Source organism: Micromonospora sp. NPDC049230, assembly GCF_040647875.1.
Taxonomy (GTDB): Bacteria; Actinomycetota; Actinomycetes; order Mycobacteriales; family Micromonosporaceae; genus Micromonospora.
In genome coordinates this window covers 63273-86383 of the sequence record NZ_JBEZCZ010000012.1, presented here as the reverse complement: position 1 = coordinate 86383, position 23111 = coordinate 63273, and the positions used below count along the sequence as shown (strand labels likewise).

11 protein-coding genes are annotated in these 23111 nt (G+C 71.1%); 7 read left to right on the top strand and 4 right to left on the bottom strand.

Features of this window, described 5'->3' with window-relative positions; genetic code table 11:
• Positions 1–34 precede the first annotated feature (34 nt).
• Complete coding sequence (zwf, locus tag AB0A95_RS13490; RefSeq protein ID WP_357555966.1) at positions 35–1528, top strand: glucose-6-phosphate dehydrogenase; 1494 nt, start codon at positions 35–37, stop codon at positions 1526–1528.
• Between the two features lie 161 nt (positions 1529–1689).
• Here zwf and AB0A95_RS13485 read toward each other — a convergent pair whose 3' ends face one another.
• Positions 1690–2031, bottom strand: coding sequence for a hypothetical protein (locus AB0A95_RS13485; RefSeq protein WP_357555965.1), 342 nt, complete (start codon positions 2029–2031; stop codon positions 1690–1692).
• A gap of 279 nt (positions 2032–2310) precedes the next feature.
• Here AB0A95_RS13485 and AB0A95_RS13480 point away from each other — a divergent pair, with 279 nt between their 5' ends.
• The 5 genes from AB0A95_RS13480 to AB0A95_RS13460 all read left to right on the top strand — a co-directional run bounded on the left by AB0A95_RS13480 (position 2311) and on the right by AB0A95_RS13460 (position 11127).
• On the top strand, positions 2311–2538 hold the full coding sequence (locus AB0A95_RS13480; RefSeq protein ID WP_357556032.1) for a hypothetical protein: 228 nt from the start codon (positions 2311–2313) through the stop codon (positions 2536–2538).
• 131 nt (positions 2539–2669) lie between these two features.
• Positions 2670–3425 carry an SUMF1/EgtB/PvdO family nonheme iron enzyme gene (locus tag AB0A95_RS13475; protein ID WP_357555964.1) on the top strand — a complete coding sequence of 252 codons (756 nt, stop codon included), beginning with the start codon at positions 2670–2672 and terminating at the stop codon, positions 3423–3425.
• A 461-nt stretch (positions 3426–3886) separates the two neighbouring features.
• The gene (locus tag AB0A95_RS13470) at positions 3887–10123 is read left to right on the top strand and encodes an RHS repeat-associated core domain-containing protein (protein ID WP_357555963.1); all 6237 of its coding nucleotides are present in this window, start codon (positions 3887–3889) and stop codon (positions 10121–10123) included.
• 12 nt (positions 10124–10135) lie between these two features.
• Positions 10136–10531, top strand: coding sequence for a hypothetical protein (locus AB0A95_RS13465; RefSeq protein ID WP_357555962.1), 396 nt, complete (start codon positions 10136–10138; stop codon positions 10529–10531).
• A gap of 341 nt (positions 10532–10872) precedes the next feature.
• Positions 10873–11127, top strand: a complete 255-nt coding sequence (locus AB0A95_RS13460) for a three-helix bundle dimerization domain-containing protein (RefSeq protein WP_357555961.1) — start codon at positions 10873–10875, stop codon at positions 11125–11127.
• Between the two features lie 118 nt (positions 11128–11245).
• Here AB0A95_RS13460 and AB0A95_RS13455 read toward each other — a convergent pair whose 3' ends face one another.
• Complete coding sequence (locus AB0A95_RS13455) at positions 11246–12517, bottom strand: CehA/McbA family metallohydrolase (protein WP_357555960.1); 1272 nt, start codon at positions 12515–12517, stop codon at positions 11246–11248.
• 194 nt (positions 12518–12711) lie between these two features.
• On the opposite strand from AB0A95_RS13455, the gene AB0A95_RS13450 reads away from it, so the two are divergent.
• Positions 12712–15435 carry an AAA family ATPase gene (locus tag AB0A95_RS13450; RefSeq protein WP_357555959.1) on the top strand — a complete coding sequence of 908 codons (2724 nt, stop codon included), beginning with the start codon at positions 12712–12714 and terminating at the stop codon, positions 15433–15435.
• Here AB0A95_RS13450 and AB0A95_RS13445 read toward each other — a convergent pair.
• Positions 15398–19246: a hypothetical protein gene (locus AB0A95_RS13445; protein WP_357555958.1), complete on the bottom strand. Its 3849-nt coding sequence runs from the start codon at positions 19244–19246 to the stop codon at positions 15398–15400. The genes AB0A95_RS13450 and AB0A95_RS13445 overlap by 38 nt on opposite strands.
• A gap of 5 nt (positions 19247–19251) precedes the next feature.
• Complete coding sequence (locus AB0A95_RS13440) at positions 19252–23109, bottom strand: hypothetical protein (RefSeq protein WP_357555957.1); 3858 nt, start codon at positions 23107–23109, stop codon at positions 19252–19254.
• Between the last annotated feature and the right edge of the window lie 2 nt (positions 23110–23111).

The following is a 23111-nucleotide window of genomic DNA, read 5'->3' as shown; positions in this document are numbered from 1 at the left end:
GCCCACATCCCTTGTGCCCGGAGGAACGCAGACCATGGACCACGCATCTCAGCTCATCCAGGAGCGGAGTGCCCCGCCGGCCACGCTGGTGATCTTCGGTGCCTCCGGTGACCTGACCCGGCGCAAGCTGCTGCCCGCGGTCGAGAGCCTGGCCCGGCACGAGCGGCTCCCGGACCAGTTCGCGCTCGTCGGCGTCGCGCGCACGTCGATGACCGACGAGCAGTTCGCCGCGAGCGCCCTCGGCGAACGCACCCTCGCCAGCAGGCGCCAGGTCCAGGGCGGCGTGCGGTACGTCACCGGCGGTTACGACGACCCGCAGACCTACGAGCGGCTCGTGCAGACCCTCGACGAGCTGGACGCACAGCGGGGCACGTCCGGCAACCGGCTCTTCTACCTGTCCACCCCGGCCGGGGCCTTCGAGCCGGTGATCAACGGACTGGCCGGCGTCGGGCTCAACCAGCCACGCGAGGGCTCCTTCTCCCGCCTGGTCATCGAGAAGCCGTACGGGCGCGACCTCGTCACGGCCCGCGAGCTCGACGGCGTGGTGCACAGCGCGTTCGACGAGCACCAGGTCTTTCGCATCGATCACTATCTGGGCAAGGACACCGTCCAGAACGTGCTGGCGTTGCGCTTCGCGAACTCGATCTTCCAGCCCATCTGGGATCGTTCCTGGGTCGACCACGTGCAGATCACCGTCGCCGAGACCCTCGGTGTCGGCAGCCGCGGCGGCTTCTACGAGGACGCCGGCGCGATGCGGGACATCGTGCAGAACCACGTGCTCCAGGTCCTCGCGCTGGCACTGATGGAGCCACCTGCCTCATTCGAGGCTGAGGGCCTGCGCAACGAGAAGGTGAAGCTGTTGCAGGCGATCCGGCTCCCCACCGACCGGGACATCGCCGAGGCCGCGGTCCGGGGGCAGTACACCCGGGGTGGCACCCGCGAGGAGCTGATGGCCGGCTACCGCGAGGAGACCGGCGTCGACCCCCTGTCCCGGACCGAGACCTACGCCGCCATGCGGCTCAACGTGGACAACTGGCGCTGGGCCGGGGTGCCGTTCTACGTACGCACCGGAAAGCGGCTGCCGGCCCGGCTCACCGAGGTGGCACTGCAGTTCCAGCGGCCGCCGCACCTACCGATCCCGACCGACCAGCTCACCGGCCTCGATGCTGACGCGCTGATCCTGCGGATCCAGCCGAACGAGGGCATCTCGCTGCGCTTCGGTGCCAAGGTGCCGGGCCACTCCTTCCGGGTCCGCACCGCCACGATGGAGTTCTCCTACGACCAGACGTTCGTCGAGGAGTCCCCGGAGGCGTACGAGCGTCTGCTCCTGGACGCGCTGATCGGTGACGCGTCGCTGTTCATCCGCAGCGACGAGGTGCAGCAGTGCTGGCGGATCGTCGACCCGATCATCGACAACTGGGAGAAGGACAACTCGCCGATCCCCACCTACGAGGCCGCCTCCTGGGGCCCGACCGACGCCGACCGGCTCATCGGCCGCAACGGCCGCAAGTGGCGCAACTCCGCGTGACCCTGCCGCTGGACGCCGGCCTACGCCTGGGCGAACTGTGGACAGTCGTCGGTGGTTCTCCTTGCCGACGGCGATCTTGGTGTCACCAAACGGCTGGCACGGCTGATTGAGCTGGTGTGACCCGGGGCGGGGCAGGTGACCGCGCCCCGCCCCGGATCAGATCAGAGTTCCCGGTAGTAGACGGTGACCGGCAGCGGCGTGCAACCAAGTGCTTCGTACGGGGCTCGGGCGGGCGTGGAATCCGTCCCCGCCCGTGCCGATCGTGACGACCTCGACGCTTCAAGAGAACAGGTCAGTGCGAGGCTGATTGTCGATGAGTCGGACGCGGCGAGTCGCTGCTGTCGTTCGAACGCGAACAGCAGATTCGCGAGTTTTGAGGCGTTGTAGGCCGTGGTTGGTCGGTACCCGTCGAGGTTCCTGAGGTCGAGGTGGGTGACGGAGCCTGCGGCGGCCGCCTTGCTGCTGACCGTGACGATCCGCCCGGCCGGTGATCGCTCAAGCATGTCGAGGAGGAGACCGGTCAGCGCGAAGTGGTCGAGGTGGTTGACGCCCAGCTGAGACTCGAAGCCGTCCTTGGTGCGCCGTGCCGGCTGTCACCACAGACCGGCGTCGTTGATCAGGACGTCGAGTCGCTCGAAGCGCTTGTGGAGGTCGCCTGCCGCGTGCCGCACGGTGTGGAGGCTGGCGAGGTGGAGTGCGAGGACACTGCCTCTGCCGGGTAGCGCACGCACGGCGTCCGCACCGCGTGCCGCGTCACGGAGGCCGGCCTCACCAATCGCGCCATCGCGGACGCTCTGGCCAGCGGCGGTTACCAGATACCCGCCGACGCTGACGCCGCCCTCAACGCCGCTTTCGCCGAACTCCTGCGAGAGGCGCAGCGACGCGGAACCGTCCGTCCGGACGGCACGCCCGACGACATCCAAGCCCTCGTGATCGGCTGCGTCGCGACCGCGCGGCACCTCGGCGTCACCGACCTCGTTCAGATCGTCGTCGTTGGCCTCCGCGCCTGACGCACGAAGTCTTCCAGCTCCACTTCGGCACACCCGGAGTGCCGAGAACGAGTGCGCGATCATCGGCAGAAGCCCGACTGCGGGGCAGCGGGAGCGACCGCCGGGCGGCTTGGCTGCTAGCGTTCGCCGCCATGTGGACCGAGGAGTTCGTGGCCGGGCGTCCGGCATGGCGGCACATCCCGTCGGGGGTCGTGTTCCGGGAGGTTCCGGGCGGCACGTTCCGGATGGGACTGTCCGAGGCGGAGCTGGACACGGTGCGCGCCATCGAGCGCAGCGGCGGTGTCGAGGACACGATCGAGCCGTTCCTCGCCAGCGCCGGGGACGCACAACCGGTACGCGACGTGCGGGTCGAGCCGTTCCTGCTCGCCCGGCACCCGCTGACCGTGGCGCAGGTCCAGCACTGGCTGCCCGAGTACGAAGACGACTACGCCGAGGCGACCACCGGCACGGCCAGGCTCGAAGGCGACCTGGAGGACCTGCTCAAGCTGTTGCCGTTCCAGCTACCCAGCGAGGCGCAGTGGGAGTACGCGGCGCGAGCCGGCACCACCACGCTGACCTTCCGCGGCGACGGAAAGCCCGACGAGGACCAACTCCTCGACGACTTCCGCGCCGACACGCGGACCGCGGCCAGCGAGAACGCGTTCGGCCTGGCGGCGATGGGGTCGGCGAACGAACTCTGCGCCGACGTGTGGATCCCCGGGTTCGACGGCGCACCATCAGACGCGCGACCACGGACCGGCGACGGCCCCCGGACCGTACGTGGCGGAGCCGCCGACCTCTACCCCTGGCAGGGCTGCGACGAGTGGCTGCTACTGCTCTCCGCCACCCGGTATGAGCACGCCGGCTTCACCGCGGTACGCCCGGCCGCACCACTGCCGCCCAACTGAGGGCGGCGGGCCTGAGCAGACCCTTCCTCAGGCCGGCAAGCAGACTCGATGGTCGCCGGACGGGGCTGCGGCCCCACCGCCGCGTACGCACGGCGAATCTGCTCCGGCTCGTCGGCGTCGAGCGGCAGCCAACGACCATCCGTGCCGGCCGTCCACCCCGGACGGACGGCCGCTCCGCCGATCCTTGATCCATGTTCGTCCGGCGCCGCGACGATGTTCCTGGCCTTTTGGCAGCCTCCGTGGCAGCGGGTGTGGCGCGGGCGCCGCACGCCCCACCGCAACCCCCGACGGGATGAGTGATCAACCGTAAAGGTTGATGATCATCGACTTAACTTGGGGTTATCTGAGCGCTACTCACTTTTCGGGAGGACGTAGTGGAGTCAGGTAGACGGCTGTGGGGTGCTCCCTCACGAACTTCTCACATGTCGCATGGCCGCTGGGGGCGCGTGGGTGCGGTGGGCATGTCAGTGGTGCTGGCCGCGACGATGGCGGACTGGGTGACGCGGGAGCCGGCTGCTGCTGCGGCGCCGCAGGCGCCCGTTCAGCAGTCAGCGCCGAGCCCTCAGGTGCTGGAGCGGCCTGATGAGGCAGCCGCGTTGGTGACAGCGCGGGTCACGGGCAAGAAGGTGAAGATCACCAGCCGGACGTCGGAGACGGCGGAGCATTGGGCGCTACCGAGCGGTGAGATCGAGGCGTTGATGGATTCCGCCCCGGTGCGGTTCCGGGAGTCGGACGGATCCTGGCGACCGATCGACACGAAGCTCGTCGCGCGAGGCGATGGCCGTCTGCAGATGGCAGCGAGCCGGTTGCAGGTGTCCCTTGCTGGGCCGGCGGTGTCGAGCCGGGGTCGGTCGCAGCCGTTGGCGTCGGTGACCGTGCGTCCTGGTCGCACGTTCGGTTACAGCCTTGAGGGCGCGGCGAGCGTCGCCCCGGTGCTGGACGGCCCGACAGCCCTGTACCGGGACGTGTTACCGCACACGGACGTGGAACTTGTCGCCTCCGGCGCGGAGCTGAAGGAGACGGTGATCCTCCAGTCACCGCAGGCGGGCAACTCATGGCTGTTCCCGCTCCAGCTCGATGGGCTCACACCGCGGATGGAGAAGGACGGTTCCGTCGCGCTGCTGGACACCGCCGGCAAGGCGGTGGCATGGATCCCGCACGGCTCGATGCAGGACTCCCGGGTGAAGTTGCCGACCGGTGAGCCAGTGTCGTCGGCCGCGGTGGACTACGAGCTGGTGAAGACCGCGAAGGGTAGCGCGCTGCGGGTGACAGCGGACGCCGCATGGCTCCGAGACCCGGCGCGGGTGTGGCCGGTGCGGGTGGACCCGACGATCACGACCCTGACGACCGGCGATGTGACAGCGGACAGCGACCCGGGCACGGACGCGGCTTCGCAGAACGGTCACTCGCTGGCGGCCGGGACGGACAACGACGGCGACGCGCGTTCGTTCATCCACTTCGACAATTTCACCAGCGACGGCCTCTTGGGCAAGCAGATCACGGCGTCGAAGTTGAAGCTGTTCCACACCTGGTCGTGGGACTGCACCACCCACCTGCCGTTCAACGTGCACAAGGTGACTCAGGCGTGGACGGTGGCGAACCTGTCCAGCGGGGTGTGGCCCGGTCCGACGCTCAGTTCGGCGATTGCGTCATACACGATCGCCGACAACTATCCGGCGTGTACGAACACGTCGGCGAACCGAAGCACCGGCAAGTGGCACACGGTGACCCTCCCCACGACGACGTTCAACGAGTGGGCCGGTGGTGGTCTGAACGAGGGTCTGGCGTTGACCGCGTCCGAGACCGACCCGAAGGCGTGGAAGCGGTTCACCTCGGCCAACTACAACGCCGGCTCGCACATGCCGAAGCTGGAGTTGACCTATCAGTCGTACGCGACGGTGACGGCACGAACAACCGTTCCGTCGACGCCCTGCGCCACCGGCTCCGGCGCCCCGTACATCAACTCGAAGACGCCGCAGTTGCGGGCGCAGGTCAACGACGCGGAGGGCTCGCAGGTGCGGGCTGAGTTCGAGTGGCTGACCGCCAGCGGCACGCGGATTGGTGGCACGACCGTCGGCCCCGGTTCGTCGGGTTCCTGGCTCGCAACCACCGTGCCGACCGGCACCTTCACCGAGGGCAGCACGTACTCGTGGCGGGTCCGCGGCAACGACGGTATCGCGAACGGGCCATGGACGGGCCTGTGCTCGATGATCATCGACACTACCGCGCCTTCCGCGATGCCGGCGGTTTCCTCCACGGCATACCCTGCGGGCCAGTGGGCCGGAGCGGCCGGCACCGCCGGCAACTTCACCTTCGACGCATCGGGCGTGAGCGACGTGGCCGCTTACGAGTACGGCCTCAACGTCAACCCGCCCAACCAGACCGTCAACGCGGCCAGTCTCGGCGGGAGCGCCACCGCCGCGATCACCCCGACCGCTGATGGGCCGCAGACGCTGTACGTGCGCTCGCGTGACCGGGCCGGCAACCAGTCGACGATCCGGGCGTACACCTTCAACGTCGGCTCTGGCGCGGTGACCTCGCCCAAGGAGGGTGACATCACCGCGGCGAAGGTGGCCATCACCGGCGTGGGCCAAGCGGCCGCCGCCGGTGTTACGTACCAGTGGCGACGCGGCGACGCCGACGGATGGGTAAGCATCCCGGCCGCTCACGTGAGCGTGGCCGCGGGCGGCGCGGCGGTCACCTGGCCGCTGGCCAGCAGCGGCGGCGGGGCCTTCCCCAAGCTGAACTGGGACGTGGAGGCGACGCTCGCCGCCGCGGACGCCGAGTCGATCCCCCGCGACGGCCCGCTCCAGCTACGCGGCATCTTCACCGGCGGCACGGGCGGCACGTCCAGCCCTGCGAAGATCATCTTCGATCGGGCCCAGGCATCCGCCGCGTCCGAGGAGGTTGGACCTGGCTCCGTCAATCTGATCACGGGTAACTACAGCCTCTCGGACAGCGACGTGTCCGTGGACTCGTTCGGCAGTGATCTGACGGTCACCCGCTCTTACAACACCCGCCGAGCGAACGACACCGACGCGGCGAACATGTTCGGCCCCGGCTGGGTCTCCGGCACGGTGATCGAGGAGGCCGACGCGCCCTACACGGCGTTGAGCGTCTACGGCTCACTCATCCAGGTCGGGCTGCCCGAGGGCGAGACGATCGGGTTCACCAAACGCACCGCCGCTGCCTTCGATCCGGAGGTCGGGATGGAGTCGCTGAAGCTGGCCTACGACGGCACCGGCGACAAGTACACCCTCACCGACGACGAGGGCAACACTGTGCTGTTCACCCGGGTCACCGGTACCGCGGCCGGAAAGTACTTCCCGACCTCGGTCACCGCGCCGGGCAGCAACCAGACCAGCACCCTGGGCTGGGAGAAGGTGACGATCAACAGCAAGGAGATCGTCCGACCCACCCGGATGCTGGCACCGGTGCCAGACGGGGTCAACTGCGCCACCCTGACCCGCGGCTGCCGCGCCCTCACCTTCACCTACGCGACGGCCACCACCGCGACCGGCACGGCGGAGGCGTCCTGGGGCGATCACGTGGGCCGGGTGAAGGACATTTCCTTCACCGCCTGGGACCCGGACCTGGCCACTCCCGCGATGCGCACCGTGCCAATGGCCCGGTACGCGTACGACAACGCGGGGAGGCTCCGGGCGAGCTGGGACCCGCGCCTGGACTGGAATGACGCCGGTACCACCCGCCACCTCTGGGACACCTACGGCTACACGGCGGAGGGAATCCTCAACGTCGTCAAGCCGAACGCCCAGGAGCCGTGGCAGCTCAGCTACACCACCATCCCGGGTGACCCCGGGCTGGGCCGGCTGCACAAGGTGACCCGCTCGGCGCTCACCGCCGGCACTGCCACGCAGACGGTGGTCTACAAGGTTCCGGTCTCCGGCACCGGGGCGCCCTACGACCTCTCACCAGGACAGACCACCCGGTGGGCCCAGACCGAAGCGCCAACCGACGCCACTGCGGTCTTCCCGGCCAACCAGGTTCCGAACGGCAACCCGGCGACGGGCACCCTGCCGTCGTCGTACGAACGGGCGACTGTCACCTACCTCGACGCCAACGCCCGGGAGGTCAACACCGCCACACCGGGAAGCCACATCGGCGCGACGTGGTACGACCAGTGGGGCAACACCGTCCGCACACTGAGCGCCGGCAACCGGGCCCGTGCCCTCAACACCGGGTCGTCCGACGACGCGGCAGCGGAAAGCATGCTCGCCCGCCGCTACTCCACCCTCAACCTCTACTCCTCCGACGGCCAGCGGTTGACCAGCACGATGGAGCCCGAGCACGACGTGATGCTGCCAAACGGCACCACCGTGCGTGGGCGCAGGCACACCATGAACACCTACGACCAGGGCGCGCCGACCACCGGCGGCCCGTACAACCTGGTGACCACCCAGGTCGTCGCCGCCCGGATCTGGGACGCCAACGGCGTGGAGAGTGATACCGACCAGAGGATCACCACCACCGCGTACGACTGGGCGCTGCGCCAGCCGACCGTGGTGACGGTGGACCCGGCCGGGTTGGCCCAGAGCACCCGCACGACCTACGACCCGGTCACCGCCCTGACCACCTCGACCACGGCTCCGGCGGGCGGCGCCACCACCAACACACCCGCCACCCGGACAACCATCTACTACCGGGCGACCTCCGGTTCCGGTTACGGCGAGTGTGACCTGAAGCCGGAGTGGTCCAACCTGCCCTGCCGGGTGCAGTCCGGCGGCCAAGCCGCCAGCGGACCAGAACTGCCGGCCAAGTCCATCACCTACGACATGCTCAACCAATCGCGGGTGGTCACCGAGAAGACCAGCGCCGGCACGCTGCGGGCCACCACCACGACCTACGACAGCGCGGGCCGCGCGTACGAGACCAGCGTGGCCGCGCCAGGGCTCGGCACGGCAGTGCCCATCAGCCGGAACGTCTACGACCCCGCGACGGGCCGCCTGCTGCGCAGCCAGCAGGTGGTTGGCGGACTGGCGACCGCGCAGGTGGAAGAGGGATACGACAGCCTGGGCCGGCAGACGTCATACACCGACGCCGACGGAGTCACGTCGACCACCACGTACGACCTGCTCGGGCGGGTAGCGACCAGCAACGACGGCAAGGCCACCCGGACCTACACCTATGACGGTGGCGCCGAGCGGCGTGGTCTGCTCACCTCGGTCAACGACACGCAGGCCGGCACCTTCTCCGGCAGCTACGACGCCGACGGCACACTGATATCGGAGACCTGGCCAAACGGCATGCAGGTCACCACGGAAACCGACGAGACGGGCACCCAGGTCGGCATGACCTACGTCAAGCCGGGCTGCGCGTCCACCGACTGCACCCTGCACACCGAGTCGGTGGTGGAATCGACGCACGGCCAATGGCGAGACCGGTCGTCCAGCCTGTCCGAGCAGAACTACACCTATGACCAGGCTGGCCGACTCACCTCGATCCAGGACACCATTGGCGGCCAGTGCACCACCCGCTCGTACGGGTTCAGCACCTCGTCGAACCGCACCTCGGCCAGCGCCTACGGTCCGGGCACAGACGGTGTCTGCCAGACATCGACTCCGGCATCGTCGCGTACCTGGACATATGACACAGCAGACCGGGTCAACACCGCCGGTTACGCCTACGACGCGTTGGGCCGCACGACGACGGTGCCCGCGATCGACACCGCCGTCACGTCGGGAGCGAACGCGACCATCACGTACCACTCGACGGACCTGGTGGACACGATCACCCAGGGCGGACGCACGACGGATTACGTCCTGGACGTCACCGGTGAGCGAGTCCGCTCGTGGACCGACAACGCCAGCGGCACCGCCCTACAGTCGGTGCACCACTACGACGGGGACGAGGACAGCCCGTCGTGGACACAGGAGACCGCCGCCCGATTCACCCGACCGGTGTCGGGCCTGTCAGCGATGGCCGGCATCTTCGACAGCGAAAGCGCACAGGTCGACTGGCAGATCACCAACCTGCACGGAGACCTGATCGCGACGATCCACGCCGACGACGAAGGCCTGTCCCGCACCAGCGAAGCGACCGAGTACGGAACGCCGCGCAATCCAGGCGACACCGGAACGCAGCGCTACGGCTGGCTCGGCGCCAAGCAGCGAGCAGCCGACACACCGTCAGGCATCATCCTCATGGGCGTCCGTCTCTACAATCCGACTACCGGCCGCTTCCTCCAAGTCGACCCCGTCTACGGGGGCAGCGCCAACCCCTACGAATACTGCGGAGCCGATCCGGTCAATTGCATCGACCTTGACGGAAAGCGGGCAGAATGCGGCTGTAGTAGCGACAGCGGCTGGAAGAGACCGGTAAAGAAATGGATCCAGCGCGTACTCAGCGGCGCCAAGCGTCTAAATAACAAATTCACCAACTGGCAGGCCAGGACGGCAGCGCGAGGCTTCTTGAACGGAGCGAGGGGGATCAGGTCGGGCTGGTCGGCCGCAGGAAAGAAGCTCTGGTCAAGCAAGTTCTTTGGTGTGCGAAGCAGATGGTTTGGCAATCAGGGTGCCGGCAAGGGAGCGCGTGCAGGTCGCCTCAACGGACCTGGCAAAAAGGGCTGGCGTGTTGGTTGGAGCGTGAAGCCACGCGGGGGCGGAGGATATGGGTGGGTCTTCCGTGTCCGCACCGGTGGCGGGCGAAAGTGGGACATCATCAATGGGCCGCGAACATAATAGGAAATTTTCATGGAAAAGTTCTTGAAAGACATGGTCGAAGACATTAATGACGCAGCCACCATCAGGTGGAACATCGATCGAGATGGGGTCTCGACGCTATTTGTGGAGCCGATAAAAACTGGGCCCTGCCCATTCAGCGTGGCCTGGAGCGCACATGAGATTGTTGTCGGTTTCGCGCTCGACTCCCGTTTGGAATTCGGGCCGGGCGACGAGGACCTGCCCCTCATCGAGAAAGTGATCGCCGCGTGTATCGACGGGCGGGTGACGGTGGTCGCTTCGGGCCGGCGGCGCGGCGCAGCGATCGAACTCGATGATGGCTCGGTTGTAGGTGACGCCGCCGCAGTTCGCCGGGCGGACACCGAACGGCGGTCCTACTACCAGCCCTACCAGCGGACGGAACGGTAATTAACTGAACCCGGGGGCTTGCGGATTCAGTGTCCGCAAGCCCCCGGGTGTCTTGATGGCGGAGGCCACCCGGAGGAGCCGGTCCAAGCTGACCTACAGGTGAGCGGCGAGAGCGCCGGGATAGTCGCGGTCGGTGCCCCTCGCGTTCCTCTCCCCGCGCAGCATGTCGTCGACCCAGCTGGTTGCGGCCCCTGACGACGGTGACCAGCACGACGGCGGTGCCGGGATCGTCCAGGACGGGGCGCAGCCGGCCAGGTGAACATTGCGCGAACGAATGAGTGTCGAGTGGATGTTCGGGGCACCACCTGTGCAGACACCGAAGACGACAGGCGAGGTGTGTGATGACCGAACCCGCAGCCAGTGGCGGTCTCGTCGACCCGGAGATCGCCCTGCAACGCCAGGTCGAGACGCTGAAACAACGTTTCCCGGATGCTGACGAGAGGGAGATCTCCGCCCTCGTCCACGGGACGCACCAGCGCCTCAAGGACGAGGCGAGCATCGACTCGCACCTGGTCGCCCTGACCGAGAAGCAGGTGACGGAGGAACTGCGCAGCGGCGGTGGGACCGTTCACATCCGTAGCGACAACACGGCCTGAGCAGCAGCAGGAGGTGATGGACACGAAACCGTCGCCTGCCGACAGCGGATGCCGGTCCCGGACGACCGACGCGGCCACCCGCGGCTGGCCCGCCGTGCCGGGACCGGCACCTCGACGGTCAGGGCCGGAGCCACCAGGGGCTGGTGTAGGCCACCGCGAAGTCGTTACAGGGGTGACCGGCGGGGCCAGGGGTGCCGTTGGTCAGCGACGGGTCGGAGATCCGCAGCACCACCCAGTCGCCGTCGGTGACGTTGAGCGGCACTGTGAGGTCGGTGACCTGACCGTTGACGGTGTCGACGACGTCGACGACGGTCGGCGCCGAGGTGCCGGGACGGAGGACCTGGATCCGCAGCGGCTTGCCGTCCCAGGCTGGCCCGCGGTCCAGATCGAGGAGGAACCGAACGTCACCGGAGGTCATGTTCAGCACACCACCCATGCGTACACCGTTGGCGACGGCGTCCACCCGCAGCCCCGAGACGCGGGTGGCGAAGGAACGGCGAGCGGCCATCGCCTCGAACACCGCGGCGCGGGTGTTCTCGGCGACCCACAGGCCGCTGCGGCCCTTGCCTTCGTGGAAGCCCCAGGTGGTGCCGTGCTCGTCGGTGACGCCGGTCAGAGCCGGCCGCCAACCGGCGTTCAGGCACGCCACCAGCGGTGACGTCATGCCCGACGACCAGCCCTCGAAGAGGAAGTCGTCGGTGCGGTTGAACATTTCCAGCCCCACGAGCTGAGCACGGGCCGAGGCGTTGAAGGAGAAGTTGTTGAACCGGCCCGCCTCCCGACCGGGGTGATTGAAGCTCGCCAGACCCCCGGGCCGGCCGGCGAGCCAGTTGTACAGGCTGCCAGGGCTGCCGGCCCGCAACAGGTCGGCGAAGTCGGAGGTGTTCCAGACGTTGATGTGCCCCTGCAGCGGATGCGACCACTCGAAGCCGCGGATCGCGGTGAACTGACCCGGGTCGTTGGCCGCGTTGGCCAGGTCACCGGTGGTCCGCCACTCGGACGAGCTGAGCCCGTCGATGGAGAAGAGCGTCGCGTGATCGGTGAGGGCGGCGACGTCCAGGCCGGCCTCGCGCATGGAGGCGAACGCGGCCTCGGCACTGCCGTCACCATCCGACATGACCGTGTGGTTGTGCATGTCCGCGTGGACCAACGTCGTGCCCTGGGTGATCAGGGAGGACCGGCCGGCGCCGACCGCCGCGGTCGGGGCGCCGGCCGTCCTCGTGTTGGCCGCCCGGGCCGCACTCGGCAGCGCGGCCAGCATCAGCGTCCCGCCGGCGCCGGCCAGAAGCGCCCGTCGGCCGAGGCCTGCGGGGACCTCGACCTGGCCGTACGGCACCTCGTCGTCGGATCCGTGGTCGTGCTGGCAGTGGTGTGGGTGATGTCCAGTCATGGGTATATGGGGATCGATAAAGCTGGCGGAGACGTCACGACGAGCCGTCGGTCAGGCGAACACTGCGGTACGCCTCGGACCCCATCGGCCGCACCCGGAAACGACCCGTGGGCGCGGCCGTCGGCTTCGGGCGGCACGGTCAGCAAGCCGTCTCAACCGGACTCGACGCCCGATCCGGGTGGCACCATCGAAGAATGCCTGCCCAGCTCCTGGAGCGCCGGTCCGCGCTGACCACGCTGCGGGCCGCCGTCGACGCCGCGCTGGGCGGCGCCGGCTCGGTGGCCCTGCTCACCGGTGAGGCGGGGATCGGCAAGACCAGCGTCGTGCGCCACCTGCTCGCCGAGGTCGATCCGGCGGTGCGGGCACTCTCCGGCGGCTGCGACGATCTGATCGCCCCCGCTCCGCTGGCGCCGTTGCGCGAGGCGGTGGCGAATCACGGTGGTCCCCTGGCCGCCGCCCTGGCCGCCCCGCACCCACCAACCGCGCCGAGCGCCGCGGCCACGTACCCGTTGGTGGCGGTGCTGCCCGCGATTCTGGCCGAGCTGCGCGCCGCCCCCGCGACGCTCCTGGTGGTGGAGGACATCCACTGGGCAGATGAGGCGACGATCGACGTGCTGATCTACACCGCCCGGCGGATCGGGCCGCTGCCGGCGGTCCTGCTGCTGACCATGCGGGACGACGTGGACGATGCGCATCCCGTCCACCGCCTGCTCGGGTCGTTGGCCGCGGCGCCGGTGGTCCGCGTCCCGCTGGCCGCGCTGTCCGCGACCGCGGTGGCCCGGATGGCGGCCGACACCGGCCATGACGGCGCCGCGCTGCACGCCCTGACCGGCGGCAACCCCTTCTTCGTCACCGAGTCGCTGGCGTCCGACGGCTCGGCCGCCTCGGGGGCCGTGCGCGACGCGGTCCGGGCCCGGTGCCGTCGCCTGGCACCCGCCTGTCAGGAGGCGTTGGCGCAGCTCAGCGTGATCCCGGGGGCGGTCGGGGTGGACCTGGCCGCCATCCTGCTCGGGCCGCAGGCGCTGGCCGCGCTGGCCGAGGCGGAGCAGAACGGGGTGATCGAGGTACGCCCGGACGGCCTGGCCTTCCGACACGAGCTGGCCCGACGGGCGATCGAGGCCGACCTGCCCGAGCTGCGTCGGCGACTGCTGCACCGCCGGGTGCTGGCGGCGCTGCGGGCCGAGTCGTCGCCGGACCGGGGACGCCTGGTGCACCACGCGGTCGCCGGGGACGATCCGGCGACAGTCGTCGCGGTCGGCCCGAGCGCGGCCCGGGCCGCGGCGGCGGCGGGCTCGCACCGGCAGGCGCTGGTGCTGCTCGAGTCGGTGCTGCCCTACCGCGACCGGCTGGGCGGCGCGGAGAGCGCCGCGCTGTTGGACGAGTACGGCTGGGAGCTCTACAACGCGCACCGGTTCCACGAGGCGGTGCGGGTCGGCGAGCAGGCCGCCCGGGAATACGCCGCCCTCGGCGACGAGCCGGCCCGGGGGCGCTGCCTGATCCGCGTCTCCCGGCACCAGTTCATGGCTGGCGAGACCGACGCCGCCCAGCGGACCGCGGGCGAGGCCGTGCGGATCCTCGACAACCGGGCCGACGACGCGGCGGCGGCACACGCACTCCTCTATCAGGGCGCCATCCTGGCGTTGACCGACGACTTCGCGCGGGCGGTCACCGCCCTGGAGTCGGCCCGCAAGCGGGCCGGTCAGGCCGGCCGCACCGACCTGGACACACTGTGCCTCAACTATCTCGGCATCGCCCGGATCGAGGTGGGTGACGCCGGTGGGCTGGCCATGCTGCGCCAGAGCGTGGACACGGCCCGCGAGGACGGCCTGCTGGAATATGTGGCGCGCGGTTACACCAACCTCGGCGAGATGCTCTTCCGGATGGGCGCACTGGCCGAGGCGGCCGGGTGCGTGCGCGCCGGGCTGGCCTTCGCCGAGGAGCACGGTTTCTGGTCGCACGCCTACAACATGCGGGTGCACCACCTGCTCGTCGAGCTGCGCCGCGGCGGCTGGGACCACGCCGAGCCGGGGCTGCGCGCACTGGCGCAGCGCCAGAACCACCCGGACATGCTGTACGTCTACAGCGTCCCCTGGTACGCCCGACTACGCGCCCGCCGGGGCGACCCGGCCGCCGCGCCGCTGCTGGCGCAGGCGTGGGACCGGGCCCGTCGCGGCCGACTGTTGCTGGGCACGGCGTACGCGGGCCTCGCCTACCTGGAGTGGGCCTGGCTCACCGACGACCGTCAGCGCGCGGAGGAGGTCGCCGCCGAGTTGCTGCCCCGCCTCGCGCACCCGGGTGCCGCGCCGTTCCGGGCCGAGGCGGTGCGGTACCTGGTCCGCCTGGGCGTCACCGTCGGCGCGGTCAGCAGCCCGGTGACCGATGCGGCGGGCACGCGGGGGTCCGATCTGGCGGGCACGCAGGCCTCCGATCTGGTGGTGACCCAGGCGTATGCGGCGGGTGTTCGTGGTGACTGGGCCACCGCGGCGGCGCAGTGGGCGACCCACGGCGACCCGTACGAGCAGGCTCTGGAGCTGGCCGAATCCCCGGACGCCGACACTGTCGCCGAGGGTCTGCGGATGCTCGACGGGCTCGGCGCGGTGGCGGCGGCCGACCTGGTCCGCAGCCGGCTGCGCGATCGTGGTGCCCGGGTCCCCCGTGGTGCGCGTCGCGGCACCCGGGCCAACCCGGCCCACCTCACCGAGCGGCAACTGCTGGTGCTCAGCCAGCTCAGCGCCGGCCGGACCAACGCCGAGATCGCCGCCGACCTGGTGCTGTCGGTGCGCACCGTGGACCACCACGTCGCGGCGATCTTCGACAAGCTGGGGGTGCGCACCCGGCAGGAGGCCGCGGCGGTCGCCCGCGACCGGGGCATCGGCCCGGCTAGCGCCACGCCCGAGGTGCCAGGTCGACAGGCGTGAGCACCCGGCTCAGGGTGCCGGCGAGAGAGTCACCGACGTAGGCCACGCCGGTGACCGGGTCGACCGCCACCGAGCACGGTGCGGTGCCCAGCTTGACCGCCACCCGCAGGGTCCGGGAGCGGCCGTCCACCATCAGTAGACCGGCCGAGGTCGCGACGTAGCCGATGCCGGTCCCCGGTCGGGTGGCCACCGCCCGCCCACCGGCGGGCACCGGCAGCACCGCGCCGGCCGGCACCGGCCGGGTGCCGCCGTCGGTGGGAAAGTCGCCCTGGTCGAGCACCACGACCGCGGGGTGGGTGGTGTTGCCGCCGAGACAGGACACGAAGACCAACCCGGCCGGTACGTCGACCGCCACGTCGACCGGCTGTAGCAGCACGTCCTCCAGGTCGATCGTGCCGGTGATCGCGTGCCGGCCGTCCGCGCGTCGGGTGATCACCGAGATGGCCGCCGTCTGCGGTACGCCGGCACGGTAGGTCCGGGCGACGTAGACGCGTGCCGCGGTGCTGTCCACCGCGGCGGCGATGATCCCGGCGAAGCCGTCCTCGTCACCGACCACGTCAAGTTCGCTGAGGTCGGCCGGGGCGAGCACCCGCACGTGCATGTTGGCTCCCACCGGCGGCGCACCACCCTGGTGCACCACGTAGAGCCGCTGGGCGGCCGCGTCGAGTGCCACGTCGACCACGCCCAGCCCGATCGGCCTGCTGATCCCCGGCTGTGGCAGGCCTGCGGTGACCTCGAAGCGCTGCACGGCGAAGTCGTGGTGGCCACCGTTGACCACGAATCCGTGGTTGCCCTGCGGCTGGATGGTGAGCGCGCGCGGCCCGTGACCCACGGTGACCGTCCGCGCCTGGGCCAGTGCCAGGTCCCAGCTGCTCAGGGTCCCGTCGTCGTCGGGCCGGTCGTGCGGTGCGTGGGTGGCGAAGACCCGTCCGCCGGCACCGTCGCGGGACACCGCCACCGCCGCGACGGCGCCCGGACCACCCAGGGGCACCGTCGTCACCAGCGGCGCCGCCGGCACCGGTGGCGGTACGTGCACGATCGCCGCACGCCGGACGCCGGCCATGCTGGCCGAGATGTCGATCGGCAGCGGACCGGTGGGCGCCAGCACCTCGATCGTGAAGTCAGCCGTGGACGCTCCCGCGACGACGTCGACTCCACTGGGGACCCGGACCAGTTCGGGCCGGTCGCTGTGCAGGGTGACCCGCTTGCCGCCGACCGGTGCCGGGCCGGTGAGCAGCACCCGGCCGGTCGCCCGGGCCCCGACGAAGAGCCCGGTGCGGGCGTGCTCCACCCGCTTGAGCGACACCGAGTCGAGGGACTCCAGCGCCTCGTACTGGATGTTGACGTCGACCTGGTACAGGCCGGTGAACGGGACTGTCACCGAGTCGTAGGCCAGCGTCCAGCCACCGGTGAGGCCACGCCCGTACAGGCTGAACAGGTGCTCCTGACCGGCGACGGCGGCCGTCTCGCCGGTCCACACCTGGGTGGCCGGTTCGAAGCGCAGCACCAGCTCCTGGGTGGCCGGTGGACCGGTCAGGTCGTGCACGCCGAGATCAAGGTCGCGCTGTTGGGAGAAGCCGGCGTGCGTGATCGTCATCGGCAGACTGTTGTCGTTGCCGGCCATCCCCCGAAGGTTCACGGTGACCCCGACCACCTTCAACTCGGCCAGCCCGGGCGGCAGCTTGGCCAGCGGCAGGTCGAACCACAGCGACTTGGCGTTGACGAACCGGTTGATCGCGGCGGTGTGCACGTCGACGGAGAACGCGTTGTGGATCACCTGGGTGCCGTCCTGGACCACCAGTGACCGCCCCCTGGCCCGGTGCCGGTCGCGCTCCGCCACCGGGTCCCGGGTGAAGATGGCGTTCATCATCAGGTCGTAGGCGCCCACCGGGAAGTCGGGCGGGACCTTCTCGTCCAGGTCCAGATCCAGGTCCGGGTAGGCCAGCGCCGCGGTCTGTCCCGAGATGCCGCCGGGGTTGCCGCGGTCCAGGATGTAGAGCTTCAACGCCCGCTGGGCCCGCTGGCTCCAGTGGTCCAGTGCGTCGAAGAGGCAGAGCAGGCCGCGCAGCAGTCGGGACACCGGCGACTTGGCCGGCCGGTCGTCGGTGGCCACCGAGTCCAGGTCCCGGATCGCCTCCCGGGCACGCCGTTTGAGGTCGGCGACGGCCGCCGTCGTGCCGGCGATCTGCCCCAGCCGCAGCGTCGCCAACCGCCAGCTGTGGCAGGCCTCGGTCAGCTCGACCAGCAGGTCCCGCAGGGGTCCGTCGCCCTGGGCGGCGCGCAGGTCGGCCGCGACCCGGCGCAGGTGCACGACCCGTCCGGAGCCGGGGGCGCCGATCTGGGCCCACTGACTGTGCGCGGCCAGGCCGACACCGGCCGCGGCCAGCTCGGTGGTGGTGGGTAGCCCGGCGAGGTACGGGCCGCCGGCCGCGGTTGCGGCGTCGACGAGCAGGGCGGTGTCCGCCGGCAACAGCAGCCCCGCGGCGCCCTGCGGCTGGGTGGGGTCGGGCGCGCCGAGCACCTGGGCGATCGCCGTGACCAGGTCGGACCCGGAGACAGCGCCGGAGCCGTACGAGATCATCGCCTCGGCGGCGGTCAGGTCGCCGAGCCGTTCCTGGATGCGCAGCACACTCTGGCCGATCAGCTGTCCGGAGGCCAGCTGGGCCTGCTCGGCGGCTGCCCGCCGACGCCGGGCGCTCTCCCCGATTGTCTCCTCCAGCGGCCCCTGGTCGCCCAGCAGCGCGGTCAACTGGGTGCGGATCGCCTCCCGGGCCCGCAGCAGCCGTTGCTGGTCGCCGGCGAGCAGCAGCGGGCCGTCGTCGGGCGCGAACAGCGCCGCCCGGAGGGTGTCCGCCGCCGCACGCCACTGCCCGGCGTAGAAGTCGACAGCCGGCACCAGGTCCAGCTCCAGGTCGCGTTCCACGCCGATCTCGGTGCGGTGATCGGCCATGAGGGCCCGCAGCTGTGCTGCCATGGTGCCCGGGCGCAGCCGCTCGGCGGCCGCGTACTCCCGTTCGGCCTCCATCAGGTTCCCGGAACGGAACTCGTACCACGCCTGCCTGCCGCGCTGTTCGGCCCAGCGGTCGCCACCGCGCCCGGAGAGCTGTGGGCGTAGCTCCTCGTCGTACTGCTGCGGGGTGCGTGCCAGCACCTCGGCGGCGCGGGCGCCGCCCGGCACCCCCGGCTCCCCCGGCGGCCCCTGCGGTCCCTGGTTCTCCGGTTCGTTCGGAATGCCTGGCCCACCTGGTCCACCGTCGCCGCCCGTGCCACCCGGGCCGCCGACTCCGGCGAAGGTGTTGGTGCCGGAAGCCTCGACGAAGAACACGTGCACCGGACCTCCGGCTCCTCCGGGGCCGCCCGGGTGACCTCGCAGGCCGGGATGCCCGCCGATCGGCGGCGGGGGCGGTGGTGGCAGCGCCGTGGTCCGCGAGACGTTCGGGTCGTTGACAGGTGGGCCGGGGTCACCTGTCGCACCCTTGCCGCCGCGCTGCCCGGTGCTGGTGGCGGAGACGTCCGTCAACCTGCGGGCGTGGATCACCAGTTGGCGGCCGGCGAGGCCCTCCTCGCCCTGCGCCGGGGTGCCGGGCACCTCCATCGCCAGCGAGGGCGTACCGGCCGGGCCGGCGCCGACCACCTCGTCACCGACGATGAAGACGTTGCGGAAGCCGCGGATCACCGCGCCGAGCAGCACCACCCGGCGGCCGATGAAGACAAGTGCTCGACCACCGCTGGCGGGCGAGGGCGGCAGAGCGTCGACGAACGCCTGATCGATACGGATCTCGTCACGGATGTGCAGTCCGAAGACGTCCACTGTGCTCAACTCTCCTCGGTCGCGGCGGTGGTGGCTGACGGGTTGGGGTCGATCACCGCACGGTCGAGGACCTCGGTGTAGACCGTGCGCAGGGCCTCGCCCGGGCCGGTGACCGCCCAGCCGCGCTGGCGCTCCTGCACCACGACCCGGCCGGCGCGCAGCTCGCGCATGAGCTGATCCGGTGGCGCCCCGGCGGCCACCCACTCCAGGCGCATCGCGGCGATGCCACCGGCCGGGGCGGGCAGGGCGGTGACCCGCCAGCCGTCACCGGGCGTGCCGGTGGTGCCCTCCTGCGCCCGGACGCCGACATCGGAGCCGATGTCGGAGCTGGCCAGGAAGGGGTCGGGCATCCGGCGCTCGTGGCGCATCGTGAACTCGCTGGCGGCGGCGGGCTTGCCGAAGACGTTGACCCGCACTCCTGTGGAACCGAACTTCTTCACCTTGATCTGCCGGTGCGGGGGCAGTTGGACCAGGTCGGTGGTAACCACGCGGGAAACCGCGCGGCCGGGCAGTGAGTGCGGCTGGAAGCGCACTAGTCCCAGCCGCAGGAACGGCCACACCGCGAGATCGACGTCCACGTCGATGTCGGCGAACCACAGGTCACGCTCGGCGTCGAAGTGCACAGGGTGCCCGATCACCGTGACCTGCCGACCGCCCGCGGCCGGGTCCAGCAGCGTGACGGTGGTCGTGACCTGACCCGGCGTGTCGAAGTCGCCGGCGACGAAGTGCTGCTGGTCGCCGAGGCCGATCTCCTCGATCGGGTCGCTGCCCCAGCGGGTGACCAGGCCGGACAGCGCCCGGCCCTCCTCGACGTCACCGTCGGCCGGGTTGGCGAAGAGCACCACGCCGAGCAGCTCGCCCTCGCCGGTGCGGTTCCAGCGGCGGTTGAGCCAGACCCGCACACCCATCGTCTCCCGGGTGCTGGTCCACTCGCCGAACTCCATGCCCCTGGTGAAGCGGAACGACGGCACCACCGAGTGCACGTCCGGGGGTGGCGGCACGGCCCGGTTGGGCACGTGCACCAGCATCTCGGTGCCCTCGCGCAGTTGACTCTGGTCACCGTCCGGCACGGCGGGGAAGTACTCCCGGAACCGGGTGGACCCGACCGGTCGGTAGGTGACCGCCCGGTGCCGGGTGTCACCGAAGAACTGCGACGCGGTCAGCGTCACCGGTCCACCGGCGCGCTCCAGGTCGGTAGGGGCGAGCGTGGCGGTGCGCGGCTGCGGGTCGACGCTGCCGGTGCCGGCGTCCACCGCTTCGAGCCAGGACGCCGCCAGGTGCACCCGGCCGGTGGTCGGCCGGTGCGCCTGCACCTGCGCGGTGACGGTGACCTGCCCGGTCAGGCCGGTCGCGGTGACAGTGGGCGGCCCGAGCAGGGCCGGTGCCACCAGCGGCTTCTGCACCGCGTGCACCACGGTGACCGGTTGCCGGGAGGACAGGCCCAGCACCTGCCCGTCCAGGACGTCCTGCGGGTCGGCGGCGCCGACGGCGAGGTGGTCCAGACGGTCGGGGTGCAGCGTGCTGGACAGCTCGAAGGTCTGCTCCACGCCGGGCGGAACCTCGACGATCAGCACCGACCGGTCACCGGACTTCTTCACCGAGACCTGCACCGCGCTGGCGCCGGCCGACATGGGGCGGACCACCAGCTTCGCCGGCGGCAGATCCGGCCAGCTGCCCCCGTACTCCGTGCTCACCACCGGCGACGCACCGGGCACGCCGCCGATGGCCACGCCCGCGACGGCCGGGTCCGGCAGGTAGGGCAGCAGGGCGGCCGGCGCGTCGATCACCACGTAGGCGCCGTTGGGCAGCGCTCGACCGCGCGGCACCGGCAGAGTGCCCTTGACAGGCCTGGCCGGGTCGCTGGTGACCACCTGGAGCCCCGGTTGGGGCACCATCGCACCGCTCGGGCCGGGCACCATCGGGTCGAGGAACGAGCCCTCCTCCCGGCGGGCGACGGCGAACATCCGCTCGCGGACCGCCGGGTTGGCCTGCGGCCCGAAGGCCGCGTCGAACATGCCGTGCCGCTCGGCCAGCATCTGCGGGCTGTCCGGTGCGGCGACGTGCCGCTCGCAGGTGCCCAGCGGGGTGCCCTGGCCGTCGCTGCGCACCACCAGCCGCAGCAGCGACTCGCCCTCGGTGAAGCGCCTGGTCGGCACCAGGGTGGGCGAGCCGGCCGCCTCGTGGCGGAGGTAGCGCACCGCGGGCAGCACCTGGGTGGGATCGCAGACGTCCGGGTCGATCGCGGTGCCGGCGAGGTCCACCGCCCGGGCCCGCAGCTGGTAACCGCGTCCGTAGCGCAGTCGCGGCAGCGTGCCCGGCGCGGTGGTGACCTCCGCGCGCAGCGGGTAGCCGGGCGCGAGGACGCTGTCGATCTCCTCCACCTCCGGGCTGTCGCGACCGTCGCCGCCCACCTTCGGCCCCGGCTTGCCGACCGACAGGCCCCAGCCGTCCCACCCGGCGATCTCCTCGCCGACGACGAGCCGGACGACGCCGAACTCGTCATCCTGCTGTGCGGCGACCACCGCTTCGGTGCGGCCCTCGTCGTCGGCGTCGACTGTCAACCCACCCACCGTGTAGCGCACCCGGCGGCGCATGAGCGACCGGAACGGCCCGCCGTCGGTGGCCACGTCCAGCCGGTAGCCGGTGGTCACGTCGTCGGCGAACAGCACCGCCGGGGCCTGCACGCCAGCCGAGGCGATCGCGTCGGTGCGGCTGGTGGCGTGGCTGACCACCGCCTCGGCGCGGGCCTGCTGGCCGAGGGTCAGACCGACGTCGCGGCGCACCGGCAGCCGGGCCGGCAGCGGCTCGCCGGAGCGCGCCGACGCGGTCGACGCCGCCGCCAGCTGACCGCTCAGGCTGGCCACATCCACGCTGGTCAGCACGTAGGTGGTGGCCGGGTTACGCAGGTTGAGCACCCCGCCGACGATTTCGGCGCGGGCGTCCGGCTCGGTGGCCATGGTGAACCGGCGCGCGGAAAGGTCGCTGACCACCGCGCTGAACGGCTGGGATCGGGACACCGGCCCGTTCAGCGGCTGACCGGCCGCGTCCACCACCCGGACGGTGCGCGCGCCGTCGAACGCCGCAAGCTCGAGATCAATGCGCAGACCCAGGGGTACGGAGAGTGCGGGGTGCGCCATCAGCAGGGTGCAGACCTGGTGGAAGTCGGCCTGGGCGACCGAGTTGACCCCGGTCAGCGGCCCACCGGCGGCCCGCCCGTCCGGGCCGGGTGCCCGGCGGGGGCCACCCGCGCGGCGTAGCCAGCGGGCGTAGGCGGCGATCGGCAGCGCCATCGCCAGATCCTCGTGGCCCTCCTCGCGCAGCCGTCGCACGGCGGTGGCCAGCGTCGCGCTCGACGTCGCCGCCGGGGCGAGCAGGGCGGCGCCGGCCTCCCGGCCCATCGCCCGGGCCACCCGGGGATCACTGTCCACCGTGGCGAGCGCGGCGATCGCCCGTCGCACGACGTGGTCGGCGTCCAGCGAGCCGGTGGGGTTGGTGTCGTTGACGCTGGCGTACATCTGCTCCAGAGCTGTCGCGGTCACGGCGAAGGTCGGCCCCGGTCGGGCGGCGCCCAAGGCACGGCGCCCGCCAGCCTTGGTGAGCACCCGGGTGGCCGGGCCGAAGAGCGCCGTCCACAGCGGCGACGACGCCGGGCCGCCGCGCCGGGTCAGCGGCTGCGGTTCGCCGCCACCGGTGTCGGCCAGGAAGAGTGGCCCGAGGGCGTTGACCACCGCCGGCCAGTTCGCCAGCGGCGTACCGCCGATCGTGGTGATGCCCTGGCCGCGCGGGGCGGCGACCAGGCTGAGCTGTGCCTTGCCGTCGGCGAAGCCGGCCGGCAGAACTGTCCAGAGCACGCTGTACGTCATCG

Excerpts from the sequence above, each read along its gene's own strand:
- AB0A95_RS13470 (WP_357555963.1), top strand. The coding sequence starts at position 3,887 with ATGTCAGTGGTGCTGGCCGCGACGATGGCGGACTGGGTGACGCGGGAG.
- AB0A95_RS13460 (WP_357555961.1), top strand. The coding sequence starts at position 10,873 with ATGACCGAACCCGCAGCCAGTGGCGGTCTCGTCGACCCGGAGATCGCC.
- AB0A95_RS13475 (WP_357555964.1), top strand. The coding sequence starts at position 2,670 with ATGTGGACCGAGGAGTTCGTGGCCGGGCGTCCGGCATGGCGGCACATC.
- AB0A95_RS13485 (WP_357555965.1), bottom strand. The coding sequence starts at position 2,031 with ATGCTTGAGCGATCACCGGCCGGGCGGATCGTCACGGTCAGCAGCAAG.
- AB0A95_RS13455 (WP_357555960.1), bottom strand. The coding sequence starts at position 12,517 with ATGACTGGACATCACCCACACCACTGCCAGCACGACCACGGATCCGAC.
- AB0A95_RS13440 (WP_357555957.1), bottom strand. The coding sequence starts at position 23,109 with ATGACGTACAGCGTGCTCTGGACAGTTCTGCCGGCCGGCTTCGCCGAC.
- zwf (WP_357555966.1), top strand. The coding sequence starts at position 35 with ATGGACCACGCATCTCAGCTCATCCAGGAGCGGAGTGCCCCGCCGGCC.
- AB0A95_RS13465 (WP_357555962.1), top strand. The coding sequence starts at position 10,136 with ATGGAAAAGTTCTTGAAAGACATGGTCGAAGACATTAATGACGCAGCC.
- AB0A95_RS13450 (WP_357555959.1), top strand. The coding sequence starts at position 12,712 with ATGCCTGCCCAGCTCCTGGAGCGCCGGTCCGCGCTGACCACGCTGCGG.